The sequence below is a fragment of the Streptomyces sp. SID3212 genome (assembly GCF_009865405.1).
GTDB lineage: Bacteria > Actinomycetota > Actinomycetes > Streptomycetales > Streptomycetaceae > Streptomyces.
This window is the reverse complement of the sequence record NZ_WWJY01001170.1, coordinates 1-12,957: the sequence shown is the minus strand read 5'-3', so window position 1 is coordinate 12,957 and position 12,957 is coordinate 1. Positions and strand designations below refer to the sequence as shown.

General features: G+C 72.9%; 14 protein-coding genes. 5 read left to right on the top strand and 9 right to left on the bottom strand.

Annotated elements, in window-relative coordinates:
* The coding region (locus tag GT042_RS34890; protein ID WP_237531503.1) for a hypothetical protein at positions 1 to 864 on the top strand (864 nt) is incomplete at its 5' end.
* Between the two features lie 31 nt (positions 865 to 895).
* On the opposite strand, the gene GT042_RS34885 is transcribed toward GT042_RS34890, so the two are convergent.
* The gene (locus GT042_RS34885) at positions 896 to 1,780 is read right to left on the bottom strand and encodes an NAD(P)-binding domain-containing protein (protein WP_161312692.1); all 885 of its coding nucleotides are present in this window, start codon (positions 1,778 to 1,780) and stop codon (positions 896 to 898) included.
* Between the two features lie 147 nt (positions 1,781 to 1,927).
* Between GT042_RS34885 and GT042_RS34880 the strand changes: the two genes are divergently transcribed.
* A complete protein-coding gene (locus tag GT042_RS34880; RefSeq protein ID WP_161312695.1) occupies positions 1,928 to 2,911 on the top strand; it encodes a helix-turn-helix domain-containing protein in 984 nt (327 codons plus the stop codon).
* Here the strand turns inward: GT042_RS34880 and GT042_RS34875 are convergent.
* The 3 genes from GT042_RS34875 to GT042_RS34865 are packed head-to-tail and all read right to left on the bottom strand — an operon-like array spanning position 2,908 to position 5,899.
* Entirely contained in the window at positions 2,908 to 3,786 is an 879-nt protein-coding gene (locus tag GT042_RS34875) for an ABC transporter ATP-binding protein (protein ID WP_237531501.1), read from the bottom strand. The genes GT042_RS34880 and GT042_RS34875 overlap by 4 nt on opposite strands.
* Complete coding sequence (locus tag GT042_RS34870) at positions 3,783 to 4,865, bottom strand: iron ABC transporter permease (protein ID WP_161312691.1); 1,083 nt, start codon at positions 4,863 to 4,865, stop codon at positions 3,783 to 3,785. Before GT042_RS34870 ends, GT042_RS34875 begins: the two co-directional genes overlap by 4 nt.
* Positions 4,862 to 5,899 (bottom strand): iron ABC transporter permease, encoded by a 1,038-nt coding sequence (locus GT042_RS34865; RefSeq protein WP_161312690.1) that lies wholly within the window; start codon positions 5,897 to 5,899, stop codon positions 4,862 to 4,864. The genes GT042_RS34870 and GT042_RS34865 overlap by 4 nt, the downstream gene beginning before the upstream one ends.
* Positions 5,900 to 6,047: 148 nt before the next feature.
* On the opposite strand from GT042_RS34865, the gene GT042_RS34860 reads away from it, so the two are divergent.
* Entirely contained in the window at positions 6,048 to 6,746 is a 699-nt protein-coding gene (locus GT042_RS34860) for an HAD family hydrolase (RefSeq protein ID WP_161312689.1), read from the top strand.
* Here the strand turns inward: GT042_RS34860 and GT042_RS34855 are convergent.
* Positions 6,689 to 7,003, bottom strand: a complete 315-nt coding sequence (locus GT042_RS34855; RefSeq protein ID WP_161312688.1) for a hypothetical protein — start codon at positions 7,001 to 7,003, stop codon at positions 6,689 to 6,691. The genes GT042_RS34860 and GT042_RS34855 overlap by 58 nt on opposite strands.
* A 222-nt stretch (positions 7,004 to 7,225) precedes the next feature.
* On the opposite strand from GT042_RS34855, the gene GT042_RS40010 reads away from it, so the two are divergent.
* The gene (locus GT042_RS40010) at positions 7,226 to 7,609 is read left to right on the top strand and encodes a cold-shock protein (RefSeq protein ID WP_161312687.1); all 384 of its coding nucleotides are present in this window, start codon (positions 7,226 to 7,228) and stop codon (positions 7,607 to 7,609) included.
* Between the two features lie 27 nt (positions 7,610 to 7,636).
* Here GT042_RS40010 and GT042_RS34845 read toward each other — a convergent pair whose 3' ends face one another.
* The 4 genes from GT042_RS34845 to GT042_RS34830 form a co-directional block, all read right to left on the bottom strand.
* Positions 7,637 to 8,485, bottom strand: coding sequence for a 1,4-dihydroxy-6-naphthoate synthase (locus tag GT042_RS34845; RefSeq protein WP_161312694.1), 849 nt, complete (start codon positions 8,483 to 8,485; stop codon positions 7,637 to 7,639).
* Between the two features lie 71 nt (positions 8,486 to 8,556).
* Entirely contained in the window at positions 8,557 to 9,309 is a 753-nt protein-coding gene (locus GT042_RS34840) for a futalosine hydrolase (RefSeq protein WP_161312686.1), read from the bottom strand.
* A gap of 81 nt (positions 9,310 to 9,390) precedes the next feature.
* Positions 9,391 to 9,879: a DUF2771 domain-containing protein gene (locus tag GT042_RS34835; protein WP_161312685.1), complete on the bottom strand. Its 489-nt coding sequence runs from the start codon at positions 9,877 to 9,879 to the stop codon at positions 9,391 to 9,393.
* Between the two features lie 120 nt (positions 9,880 to 9,999).
* Entirely contained in the window at positions 10,000 to 11,352 is a 1,353-nt protein-coding gene (locus GT042_RS34830) for an MFS transporter (RefSeq protein WP_161312684.1), read from the bottom strand.
* Between the two features lie 538 nt (positions 11,353 to 11,890).
* Here GT042_RS34830 and GT042_RS34825 point away from each other — a divergent pair.
* Positions 11,891 to 12,829 (top strand): DUF3027 domain-containing protein, encoded by a 939-nt coding sequence (locus GT042_RS34825; RefSeq protein WP_161312683.1) that lies wholly within the window; start codon positions 11,891 to 11,893, stop codon positions 12,827 to 12,829.
* The last annotated feature ends 128 nt before the right edge of the window (positions 12,830 to 12,957 follow it).

Genomic DNA, 12,957 nt, shown 5'->3' with positions numbered 1-12,957 from the left:
GGGTACGCGCCGCCGCCCCCGGCTCCGGTGGTGCCGGAGCAGCGGGCGCGGCGGGCCGGCGGGTGGCTGAGCAAGGGGGGCGGCCGGGCCGCCAAGGGCGCGGATTCGGGTACGGGGCCGGGAGCCCAGATCCCGGCCCAGTCGTCCGGCCCACCCGTATCCCCCACATCCCCTGCCTCCTCCGCCTCCTTCGGATCCCGGGGACCACACCTGGCGGGGATGGACGAGGTGGGGTCCTCGAACGACAGGACCGACTGGTGGCGTATCGAACCGGGCCCGATGGGCAACGGCCCGACGGGCGGGATCGGGGTGCCGGGTTTTGTGGGCGGGGTGGAGATCCCCGAGATACTGGTCCCGCCGCCGAAGCCCGAGGACAAGGCGGACGACGAGGCCGGTGACGCGACCGAGGCGCAGACCAGGGGCCGCCGCGCGTGGCGGGCACTGACGAAACGGGGGACCGGGGCCAAGGCCGGCGCCGAGGAGCCCGCCGTGGAGGCGGCCGAACCCGAGACGACCACCAGGCCCGTCCGCCGCTCCCACCCCCTGCTGCTCCTCGCCGCCGGGCTCCTGCTCGTGGGCGCGTTCCTGGGCTCCTGGCTGGCCCTGGCGGGCGGCTGGCTCCTTGCGTACGCCTCCCGCGCGCTCTCCCCGGCGGCGGCGAAGTGGGCGGTCTTCGGCCTCCCGGGCGTCACGGTGGCCGGCGGCCTGCTCTGGCTCTGGGGCCGCGCGAACGGCCGCTGGGGCGAGACGATCCCGGAGGGCGGCTGGAACGCCGCGATCTCGGACGCGACCCCGGTGGTGATACGGACGGCGGCGATCGCCTCGGCGCTGTACCTGCTGTGGCGCTCCCGCAGACAGGCGTGAGGTTCCACCCCCCGCCCGCATCGGGAGGCGGTTACCTCCCGCCCGCCGGATTCCGCAGCACCTCGATCACACTCGCGTAGCTGTCGGACCCGTGGCCCGCGGCCCTGGCCCGCTCCATGGCGCCCTTCAGGAGTTCCGGCAGGCCGTTGTGGAGGCCGCGGGCCGCCGAGGCGTGGATGAGGTGGTCGACGGCCGCGATCTGTACGTCGACGGTGGCGTCGTCCCCCGGATAGCGGCCGGCGTCCACCTGGGACGCGTACGTGGTCAGGAACCCGGACACCGTGCCCAGCCAGCGGATCGCCAGGGGGGTGAAGGCCGTGGCCTCCGTCTTCTCGGCGCCGACCAGCGCGGTGCCGTGCAGCCAGCCGGTCATCGCGGACCACATGAGGCCGAGCAGAGCGGCGTCGTGGAGGGAGGCCGTACCGGCGTCGGGACCCAGGTACAGGGGATCGCCCAGGGCGGCCAGGGCCGGACGGTAGGTGTCGAAGACCGCCCGTGATCCGCTGTACAGGAACATCACCTCCGGGCTGCCGACACCCGGCGGAGTGGTCATGGCGGCGCCGTCGAGCAGGTCGGCGCCGTGCGACCGGGCCCACGCGAGGGTGTCATGTGCCTGCTCCGGGGTGCCGGAGGTGAGGTTGACCAGGGACTTTCCGGCGACGGAGCCGCCCAGCGGGTCGAGGAGGCTGCGCAGCACTTGGTGGTCCAGTACGCAGGCGACGACGAGCGGGCTCGCCGCGATCGCCTCCCCGGGTGTCGCGGCCGGCAGGGCGCCCCGGTCGACCAGCGGCCGGGCCTTGTCCGCCGTCCGGTTCCACACGGTGGTCGGGTGGCCGCTGTCCAGCAGCGCGGCGGCCAGCGCCGAGCCCATCGAGCCCAGTCCGAGAACGCTCACGGCTTGGCGATCGGAATTCATGCCACAACTCCTTCGTACGCGGGTCCGTGACGGTTCATCACGTACTGGCCAAGTTCGCAGGGTGTGGCGGCCGGATACAGTGACACCGATGACGGCCACCGCCAAATTCATGCCAGACTCGGGGGCGTGAGCGCTGGTTCCGTCGCCGTGGTCGTGATCGAGGACATCGACGTTCTCTCCTGGGACCTGTACGAGTTGAGCATCCCCTGCACCGTCTTCGGGAAGCCGCAGCCCGACCTGGCCGACACCTGGTACGACCTGCGGCTGTGCGGAAGCGGGCAACGATCGGAGGACGGCGTCCCGGCCGGTACCGGGATCGCGCTGCGGACCCCCTACGGGCTCGCGGACCTCGTCGGCGCCGACACGGTCATCGTGCCCTCGGTGCCCGACTCCTGCGTGGAGGAGGGCAGACCGCTGCCCCGGGCACTGATCGCGGCCCTGCGCGACGCCCGCGACGCGGGTGCCCGGATGGTCTCCCTGTGTACCGGCGCCTTCGCCCTCGCCGAGGCGGGGCTGCTCGACGGGCGCCGGGCCACGGCCCATTGGATGCACACGGCCCAACTGGCCGCGCGCTACCCGAAGGTACGCGTCGACGACTCGGTGCTGTACGTGGACGACGGCGACGTGCTCACGAGTGCCGGGCTGAGCGCCGGACTCGACCTCTGTCTCCATCTGGTACGCCGTGACCTCGGCGCGCACGTCGCCAACCAGCTGGCCCGCCGGATGGTGGTGCCCGCTCACCGGACGGGCGGCCAGGCGCAGTTCATCGACCTGTCCGTCCCGCCGAGCGACGACAAGGGGCTGGGCCCCGTACTGGACTGGGCCCGAGCCCGCCTGGACCAGCCGCTGACCGTCGAGGACCTGGCGCGGCGGGCCGCGATGAGCCGGCGGACGTTCTACCGGCGGCTCCAGGCGGCCACCGGGACGACTCCGCTCCAGTGGCTCCTCGACCAGCGCCTGGCGCGGGCCCAGGGCCTGCTGGAATCGACGGACCTCCCGATCGAGAAGGTCGGCGAGCTGAGCGGCCTGGGCACGGCCAACAACCTCCGCCACCACTTCCTCAAACAGATCGGGGTGTCACCGCGCGACTACCGCCGGGCCTTCCCGCGCACGACACCCGGACTCCGCTAGACCGTGTCCGCCGAGTCCGGATTCTCCGCCCGGTCCGGCCCCTCCGGACCCTCCGCCCGGTCGGGACTCCCCGCCCGGTCCGGACCCTCCGGCCGGTACGGCGCCCCCGGCACCACCAGGGGCGACCCCGTCACCGGATCCGGGACCACCACCGACTCCAGGCCGAAGACCTCCCGTACCAACTCCGCCGTCACCACCGCGCCGGGCTCGCCCTCCGCCACCACGCGGCCCTCCTTCATCGCCACCAGGTGGTCCGCGTACCGGGCCGCCTGGTTCAGGTCGTGCAGGACGATCACCACCGTGCGGCCCTGTTCGTGGTTGAGGCGGCGTACCAGGTCCAGGACCTCCACCTGGTGCGCGATGTCCAGGAACGTCGTCGGTTCGTCCAGGAGCAGCAGGTCCGTCTCCTGCGCCAGTGCCATCGCGATCCACACCCGCTGCCGCTGGCCGCCCGACAGCTCGTCCACCGACCGGTCCGCGAGTGCCGTCACGTCCGTACGTTCCATCGCGTCCGTCACCGCGCGCTCGTCCGCGTCCGACCACTGCCGCCACCACGCCTGATGGGGCTGCCGGCCGCGCGACACCAGGTCCGCGACCGTGATCGCCTCCGGGGCGACCGGCGACTGCGGCAGCAGGCCGATCGACTGCGCGATCCGTTTCGTGGGGATACGGGACAGCTCCTCGCCGTCCAGCAGCACCGCCCCGCCCCGGGGCTTCAACAGCCGCCCCAGCGCCCGCAGCGTCGTGGACTTGCCGCACGCGTTCGGGCCGACGATCACCGTCACCCGCCCGTCGGGGACGGCCAGTCGCAGCTCGTGGACGACCGTACGGTCCTCGTACGCGAGTGTCAGATCCCGGGCGACGAGCCTGCTCATGCGGTGCCTCCTGCGGTACGGCTTCGAACGATCAACCAGATCAAGTACGGCGCCCCCACGGCCGCCGTCAGCACCCCCACCGGCAGCTCCGTCGGCGAGAACAGCTTGCGGGCCAGCAGATCCGCCAGGACGACGATCACCGCCCCCATCAGCGCCGAGCACAGCAGCGGGATCTGCGCGGTACGGGTCATCCGCCGCGCGATCTGCGGCGCCAGCAGCGCCACGAAGTCCACCGGGCCCGCCGCCCCCGTCGCCACCGACGCCAGGACCACGCCCAGCAGCACCAGGCCGAGCCGGGTGCCCCCGAGCCGTACCCCCAGCGCCGTCGCCGTGTCGTCGTCCAGGGACACCGACCGCTGCGCGTACGCCGCCCACGCCACGGCGGGCAGCAGCGCCAGCAGCACCCAGCCCAGCGGCGTGGCCTCCTCCCAGCCCCGGCCGTTGAGCGAACCGGTCATCCACACCTGCGCCTGCTGGGCGACCAGATAGTCGCCCTTCGTCAGGAACAGCGTCGTCACCGACCGCAGCGCGATCGCGAACCCGATGCCGATCAGCACAAAACGCGTCGCGTGCAGCCCGCCGCGCCACGCGAAGACGTATACGAGCGCCGCCGCCGCGATCCCGCCGACGACCGACAGGTAGGGGAGGGCCGTGTACGACGTCACGCCGAACGTCATCGCGCCGACGGTGAGCGCGCCCGCGCCCTGGCTGATGCCGATGATGTCCGGACTGGCCAGCGGATTGCGCGCGACCGTCTGGATCAGCGCGCCCGCGACCCCGAACGCCAGCCCGACGAACAGCCCGGTCACCATGCGCGGCAACCGCAGCGTCCCGACGACCAGTTCGTCCGGCGACGGCTGCCCGAGGATCACCTTCAGGACTTCGGACGGCGGTACGAAGCTCTCGCCCACGCTCAGATACGTCACGCAGACCACCGCCAGCAGCACGGCCAGCGCCACCGCCGCCCCGGCCGCCCGCCGGTGCAGGAGGAACGATCCGCGACCGGCCCGTACGACCGCATACCCCGGAGGGCTGACCCGGGGGCGGGCCGGGCGGGCCTTCTCCACGACCGCCGTCATGCCGGCACCGCCTTCCGGCGTACGAGAGCGACCAGGAACGGCACGCCGAGCAGCGCCGTCATCACGCCCGCCGGGACCTCGCCCGGCGGGAAGACGATCCGCCCGATCACGTCCGACACCAGCAGCATCACCGGGCCGATCAGCGCGGCCATCGGCAGCAGCCAGCGGTGGTCGGTCCCGACGATCGCGCGGGCGATGTGCGGTACGGCGAGACCCACGAACGCGATCGGACCGGCCGCCGCCACCCCCGCGCCGGTGAGCACGGTCGCGCCGAGCCCGCCCAGGATCCGTACCACCGCGACGTTCTGGCCCAGGCCCTTCGCCACGTCCTCGCCCAGTGCCAGCGCGTCCAGGCCACGGGCCACGGACACCACCAGCACGGCGCCGAGCAGCAGGAACGGCCAGATCTGGTGGACCACGTCGGTGTCCCGCCCGGCGAGCGACCCGACCTGCCAGAAGCGGAACTCGTCCAGCGTCGACGCGTCCGTGGTGAGCACCCCCTGGGTCACCGACACCAGCAGCGCGTTGATCGCGGCGCCCCCGAGCGCGAGCTTGATCGGCGTGGCGCCGCCCCGGCCGCTGGAGGCGATCGCGTACACCGCCACCGACGCCAGCGCCGCGCCGGCGAAGGCGAACCACACGTACCCGGAGAGGGTGTGCACGCCGACGACCGAGATCGCCAGGACCACACCCACCGAGGAGCCCTGGCTGATCCCGAGGATGCCCGGGTCGGCGATGGGGTTGCGGGTGATGCCCTGGAGGACGGTGCCCGCGAGGGCGAGCGCGGCGCCCACCATGAGCCCGATCAGGGTGCGCGGCACGCGCAGGTGCCGTACGACCTCGGCGTCGTCGCTGTGACCGCCGTGCAGGAGCGCGTCGAGCACGGTGGAGGGGGCGATCGCGCGGGCGCCGACCGCGAGGCTCAGCAGGACCGCGACGAGGAGCGCGACGACGGCGGCGGCCGTCCAGCCGATACGGCGGGTGACCAGGGCGTGTCTGGTACGGGGGGTCGGCGGGGCGGCGGCGGCCGGCATCGGAACCAATCGGGAGGTCGGGGTGTCAGCGGGAGACGTGAGCGGTGGGCGTGTGCGGTGGGCGTGTGCGGTGGGCGTAGGGATGGTTAGGCTTGGCTAAGTCTAAGCAGCCCTTTCCGGCCATCCGCCGCCGGGCACAATGGGCCCCATGGCCTCCCTCACCCCGCCGCCCGCGCTCACCGTCGGCTTCGACCTCGACATGACCCTGGTCGACTCACGCTCCGGCATCCGCGCCGCGTTCCTGGAGCTCTCCGCCGAGACCGGCGTCCCGATCGACGCCGACCTCGCGATCACCCGCCTCGGGCCGCCGCTCGAACAGGAGTTGGCGCACTGGTTCCCCCAGGACCGCGTCGCCGAAGTGGGGGACCGCTACCGGCAGATCTATCCCGCCTTCGCCATCACCCCCTCGACGGCCCTGCCCGGCGCGCGGGAGTCCGTCGCCGCCGTCCAGGCGTCCGGCGGCCGGGCGATCGTCGTCACCGCGAAGTTCCAGCCGAACGCCGAGCTCCACCTCGCCCATCTCGGCATCGAGCCCGACGTCGTGGTCGGCTCGCTGTGGGCGGAGGCCAAGGCGGAGGCGCTGCGCGCGCACGGGGCGGCGGTCTACGTGGGCGACCACACGGGCGATGTACGGGGCGCGCGGGCGGCGGGCGCGCTGTCCGTCGCCGTACCGACCGGGCCGTGCGACGAGGCGGAGCTGCGGGCGGCGGGGGCCGATGTGGTCCTGGCGGACCTCACGGCGTTCCCCGCGTGGCTGCGTACCTACGCGGCGAGGGTGGCGGAGGGTACCTACGCGGCGGGGGTGGCGGTGGCCGACGACGCCTCGGCGGCCGCCGACCGCGCCTGACGGCGCTGGGCCGCCACCGAACGCAGGACTCCCGCGCCCGCGATGAGGAACCCGACGCCCATCAGCATGCTGACGAGGTACGCGGCGGTCGGGAACGGGCGGGTGTCGAAGAACAGGGGTGCCACGGTGGCCAGCGTGGCCACGGCGCCGACGATGAAGACGATCGCGCCGATCCGGACCAGGCCGTCGCCGGGGCCGGCCTCGTCCGCCGCGCTGGACGCGGGAGCAGCCGTGCGGGGTGCAGGAGTAGCAGTCACGTCACCAGGGTAGTTCCCTGCGGAACAGGAGCTGACAGGAACCGACCGGCAACGTCTTGTCACCGGCGCCTGGACCATTAGCCTTGGGGGTGGCGGGTCAGGCGACCCGCTGTAGTGCTATTCAGACCTGTCTGTAGTGCTATCCAGACCCGTTCCAGACCCGTTTCAGACCCGTTTTTCGCGCGCGGCAGCGCACCGATGAGTACGAGGACGAGGACAGACGTGCCTACCGGCAAGGTGAAGTGGTTCAACAGCGAGAAGGGCTTCGGCTTTCTCTCCCGTGACGACGGCGGTGACGTCTTCGTCCACTCGTCGGTCCTCCCTGCCGGAGTCGACGCACTCAAGCCCGGCCAGCGCGTGGAGTTCGGAGTGGTCGCCGGTCAACGCGGGGACCAGGCGCTGTCGGTGACGGTCCTCGACCCGACGCCCTCGGTCGCCGCGGCCCAGCGCCGCAAGCCCGACGAACTGGCCTCGATCGTCCAGGACCTGACGACGGTTCTGGAGAACATCACCCCGATGCTGGAGCGCGGCCGGTACCCCGACAAGGCCAACGGGTCGAAGATCGCGGGCCTGTTGCGGGCGGTGGCGGACCAACTGGACGTGTGACGGGGCGGGGTCGTACCGGCTGAGGGCTCAGACGAACCGCAGCGCGTCGTGGCGGAGGGGCGGTACGAGCCCCTCGGCCGCGGCGCGCGTGAGCAGGCCGCGTACCGCCGCGTACCCGTCCTCGCCGAGGTCGGCGGTGAACTCGTTGACGTACAGGCCGATGTGCTGGTCGGCGACCGCCGGGTCCATCTCCTGGGAGTGCTCCAGGACGTAGGGCCGTGACACCTCGGGGTCGTCCCACGCCATCCGTACGGACGTACGGGCCGCGTCCGCGAGCAGACGCAGGGTCTCGGCGCCCAGCGAGCGCTTCGCGATGATCGCGCCGAGCGGGATCGGCAGCCCCGTCGTGGACTCCCAGTGCGCGCCCATGTCGGCGAGGCAGTGCAGCCCGTAGTTCTGGTACGTGAAGCGCGCCTCGTGGATGACCAGGCCCGCGTCCACCTTGCCGTCCCGTACCGCCGGCATGATCTCGTGGAACGGCAGGACGACGATCTCGCCCACCCCGCCGGGGACCACCTCGGCCGCCCACAGCCGGAACAGCAGGTAGGCGGTGGAGCGTTCGCTCGGTACGGCGACGGTCCTGCCGGTGAGGTCCGTGCCGGCCTCCTTCGTCAGCACGAGCGGACCGCAGCCCCGGCCCAGCGCGCCGCCGCAGGGGAGGAGCGCGTACTCGTCGAGGACGTACGGGAGGACGGCGTACGAGACCTTGAGGATGTCGAACTCGCCGCGCTCCGCCATGCCGTTGGTGATGTCGATGTCGGCGAAGGTGACGTCGAGCCCGGGCGCGCCGGGCACCCGGCCGTGGGCCCAGGCCTCGAAGACGAAGGTGTCGTTGGGGCAGGGCGAGTACGCGATGTCGAGCGGGCGGGCGGGCACGGGTCCGGACGCTGGCCCGGACGCGGGTCCGGCTTCGGGCCTGGCTTCGGTGGCGGGCTGAGGCTGTGACGTCATGACGACTCCTCGAAGACGGGGGTGAGCGCGGCGAACGCGTACCGCAGCGCGTCCATCGCCGGGCCGATCTGCCAGGCGCCCCGGTCGCGCGGGCCGACCGCGTTCGAGACGGCCCGGATCTCCAGACAGGGGATCTCGTGCCCCGACGCCGCCTCCGCGACACCGAACCCCTCCATCGCCTCGGCGGCGGCGCGCGGGTGACGGCGGGTCAGTTCGGCCGCGCGGGCGGCCGTCCCGGTCACGGTGGAGACGGTGAGGACCGGCGCGAGGACCACCCGGACCGCCGGATCCGCGGCCAGCAGCTTCGCCACCCGTCCGGACAGCGCGGGGGCGGGGCGGTGGACCGTACGGCCGAAGCCCAGTTCGTCCACTGGCACATAGCCGTCGGGGGTCTCGGCGCCCAGGTCGGCGGCGACGATCGCGTCGGAGACGACGAGCGAGCCGAGGGGCGCGTGGGGCACGAAACCGCCGCCGATGCCGGTCGAGACGACCAGGTCGTACGGCGGGTCGTAGGTGGAGAACGCGAGCGCGGTCGCCGTGGCCGCGGCGGAGGCGGCGGGGCCGACCCCGCCCACCAGGACGTCGACGACCGGTATCCGCACGGACGCCGGGCGCGGCATGTACTGGGCGTGGCCCCGCAACTCGTACCCGCCCGTCATCTCCCGCAGCCCGAGGGCGGTGAATCCGGCGAGTCCGGCGACGACGGCGTCCGCCTCGGCCGCCACCGCCGTCACTACGAGCACGTGCATGGCGGGGGCCTCCGGCGGGTCGGCTTCGGGGTCCTGGACGGGGTGAGGAGGGTTTCCTGATTCAGGAGGTCTTCCCGGAACTCAGGAGGTCTTCTCGAAGGTGAAGTTCCACACGCCGCTGAACGACTTGCCGTCGATCTTGAGGAAGCTGACCTGGCGCGTCTTGGGCGCGGGCTGGCCGGTCTGCGGGTCGGGGGCGAAGAACGCGGCGGCCGTCATCGTGCGGTACGTCTTCTTGGTCGGCTCGTCGAAGACCGGCGTGCCGTCCACGATGACGGCCCAGCTGTGGTCCGCGATGGACGGCTCGACGCCGAGGTGGACCTCGTCGGTGGAGTTCACCTTGACGGTGTTCTCCGCCTTCCTCTTCACGCAGTTCAGGAGGTCCTTCTGCGCGATGGCGTTGCCGTCGTTGTAGCAGTTCGCCCCGCTGTTCCACGAGTCGTCGCCGACGGTCACGGTCGCGAGCGGCGTCGGCTTGTCACAGGCGGCGAGGACGAGGAGTCCGGCGGACACAGCGCCGAGGGCGACGCCGGCCCGGCGGCCCCTACCAGAGAAGAACGCAACGGTCATGGGCCGAAGGTTATCGGTCGCCGGAGTCCGCGCCGCGCCGGGGGCGGGCATGCGGGGTGGTGGGGCGTGGTCCCTCGTGACGTCCCTGGATGTCCGGACGTCCGGATGTCGGCCCTCCGGTCAGCCGTGCTGCCCCAGGTGCTGGGACGGCGCGGGTCGCGAGGTGCGGATCAGCCCCCGTACGGCCGCCAGCGCGCCGAGCCCCATGATGCCCGCGGCGACGGACATGCCCAGCGAGCCGTTCAGCGGCAGGGCGATCCCGATCGCGCCGCCCACCACCCACGACATCTGGAGGAGCGTCTCGGAGCGCGCGAAGGCGGACGTACGGACCTCTTCCGGCACGTCCCGCTGGATCGTCGCGTCCAGCGACAGCTTCGACAGGGCCTGGGTGAGCCCCGCCACCGCGCCCAGCACGGCCACCGCGAGCCCGCCGAAGAAGACGGCCGCGAAGATCGCCGCCGTCAGGGCGAGCCCCAGCATCGTGGCGATGATCAGCTCGGGCCCGCGCGACTTGAGCAGCGAGCCCACGGCCGTACCGAGGGCGTTGCCCACCCCGGCGGAGACCCCCACGATGCCCAGGGAGACGGCGGCGCTCTGCCCCGCGAGGGGGTGCTCGCGCAGCAGGAAGGCGAGGAAGAAGGTCAGGAAGCCGGACAGCGCGCGGTGGGAGGCGTTCGCCTGGAGCCCGTGCAGGACGGAGGGTCCCACCGAGCGCAGGCTGGGCCGCTTCTCGCCGTGCCGTACCAGCTGCGCCTTCCGCTCGCCCTTCGCCGAGTCGACCTTGTGCGGGAGCGTGAACGCCAGGATCGTGCCGCCGGTGAAGATCAGGCACGCGCCGTACAGCGGCCACTGCGGGCCGACGATCTGGAGGCCCGCGCCGATCGGAGCAGCGACACCGGTGGCCAGCAGCCCGGCGAGGGTCACCCGGGAGTTGGCCCGTACGAGGGAGAAGTTCGGGGGCAGGAGACGCGGTACGACGGCGCTGCGGACCACTCCGTACGCCTTGGACGCCACGAGCACGCCCAGCGCCGCCGGATACAGCTCCAGGCCGCCGGTGGCCACGAACGTGGACATGGCGATGGCGAGGATGGCCCGGGTCAGCATGGCGGCGGCCATCGCGGCGCGCCGGCCGTGGGGGACCCGGTCGAGGAGGGGGCCGATGACGGGGGCGAGCAGGGTGAAGGGCGCCATGGTGACGGCGAGGTAGAGGGCGACGCGGCCGCGTGCCTCGTCGGTCGGTACGGAGAAGAAGACGGTCGACGCGAGGGCGACGGTGATCATGACGTCACCGGCGCCGTTCACGGCGTGCAGCTCGATCAGCTTGCCGAGCCCGGACTCGCCCGCTCCGTGCGCGTGGGTGGCCTTGCGGATGCCCCGGGCGGAGGCGGTGAACGGCAGGCGCAGGGCATGCCCGACAGCCCGCCCCGTCCTGCGGAGCGGGCCGGCGTCGTCGGACGACCTTGCGGCTGCCACCCCGTCATAGTGCCCCACCCGCAGGGGAAGCGAACCGATCCCGTCGATGACGGGGCCGTGACAGTGCCATGACGGAGGAGCGGGGGGTGTCACCGTGGGTGTCACCGGGAGGGCGGAGGGTGTTCATCCGGTCACGCGGGCGTGCTCCGCCGGGGCGGGGCGGCGTGGGTCACGCCGAATCGGGGATTCCGGGCTGACGCGCCGGAAACTCTCGGAGTGGGCCGAAATTCGCCGCAACCCGCCTCTCGCCCGGCCTCACCAGGGTTACGGCATTGTTGCGGTGTGGCCGGAAGTGCGGGAAAGACGGCGTGCAGGTGGGCGGGGGGCGAGAGAGGGGGTAGCGTGCGTAGCGCGCCACCGGCGGTTGTTCTCGGCCGCGCGCCTCTTCGTCATCCCGCAGAATGGATGACGGTAGGTGTGCCCGGGAAGAGGTCGGGCGTGGACGTCGATGCGGCCCTCTGGTCCGCTCCGCCCTCGGCTCGTACATCGCTACTCGGCCGGCGCACCCGTGAGACGGCGTAGGAGAGAAGCGAGACCTGTGAGTGCTGCGACGACGCGAAGCCGAACCCCTGACCGTCTGTGCGCCGAGGCGGTAGACCTCGCCCGGTCGGCTGCCGAGGAGGCGGCCTTCCCCGGTGTTGTCGGGGAACATGTGACGGCGGTGGCGGACGGGGACAGGGTCGTCACCCACTTCTTCGAATGCAAGGAGCCCGGCTACCGCGGCTGGCGCTGGGCGGTGACGGTCACCCGCGCGTCCCGCGCGAAGCTCGTCACGCTCGATGAGACGGTGCTGCTGCCGGGCCCGGACTCCCTGCTGGCACCCGAATGGGTGCCGTGGAGCGAACGGCTCCGTCCCGGCGACATGGGCCCCGGGGACCTGCTGCCGACCGAGGCGGAGGACCTGCGGCTGGAGCCCGGGTACAACGCGGAGGAGTCGGCGCCGCCGAATTCGGTGGTGGCGTCGGGGGTGACGCCGCAGAATCTGGCGGACCTGGTGGAGGCGGAGGCGCCGGGGGCGTCGGACGCGTTGGACGCTCCTGACGCGTCGGAGGCGTCGGAGGCGGAGTGGTCGCCGGAGTCCTCCGCCGGTGCGCCGTCCGGTACGGCGCGGGGGACGATCGCCGCGGTCGCGGAGGAGCTCGGGATGCGCCGGGCGCGGGTGCTGTCCCGGTACGGACTGCACCTGGCGGCGGACCGCTGGGACGAGAGCTTCGGCGCGAAGACCCCGATGGCACAGGCGGCGCCGGCGCCGTGCGTGTCGTGCGGCTTCCTGCTGCCGCTGGCGGGGTCGCTGAGACAGGCGTTCGGGGTCTGCGCGAACGAGTTCTCGCCGGCGGACGGGCATGTGGTGTCGCTGGCGTACGGGTGCGGGGGGCACTCGGAGGCGGCGGTGATGCCACCACCGCTGCGGCCGTTGCCGCCGGTGATGGACTCGATGGCGACGGACGCGTTTCCCCTGGGCCCGACGGACTCGTAGACCGGCCGGGGCCGGGGCCCTTTTTGTCCTCAATCGCCGGACGGGCGTTCTGGGGCCGGTGGGCCGCGCGCCTGGGTGACCGCGCTGCGGTCAGGGCTGTCCTCAATCGCCGGACGGGCTTGATTTTG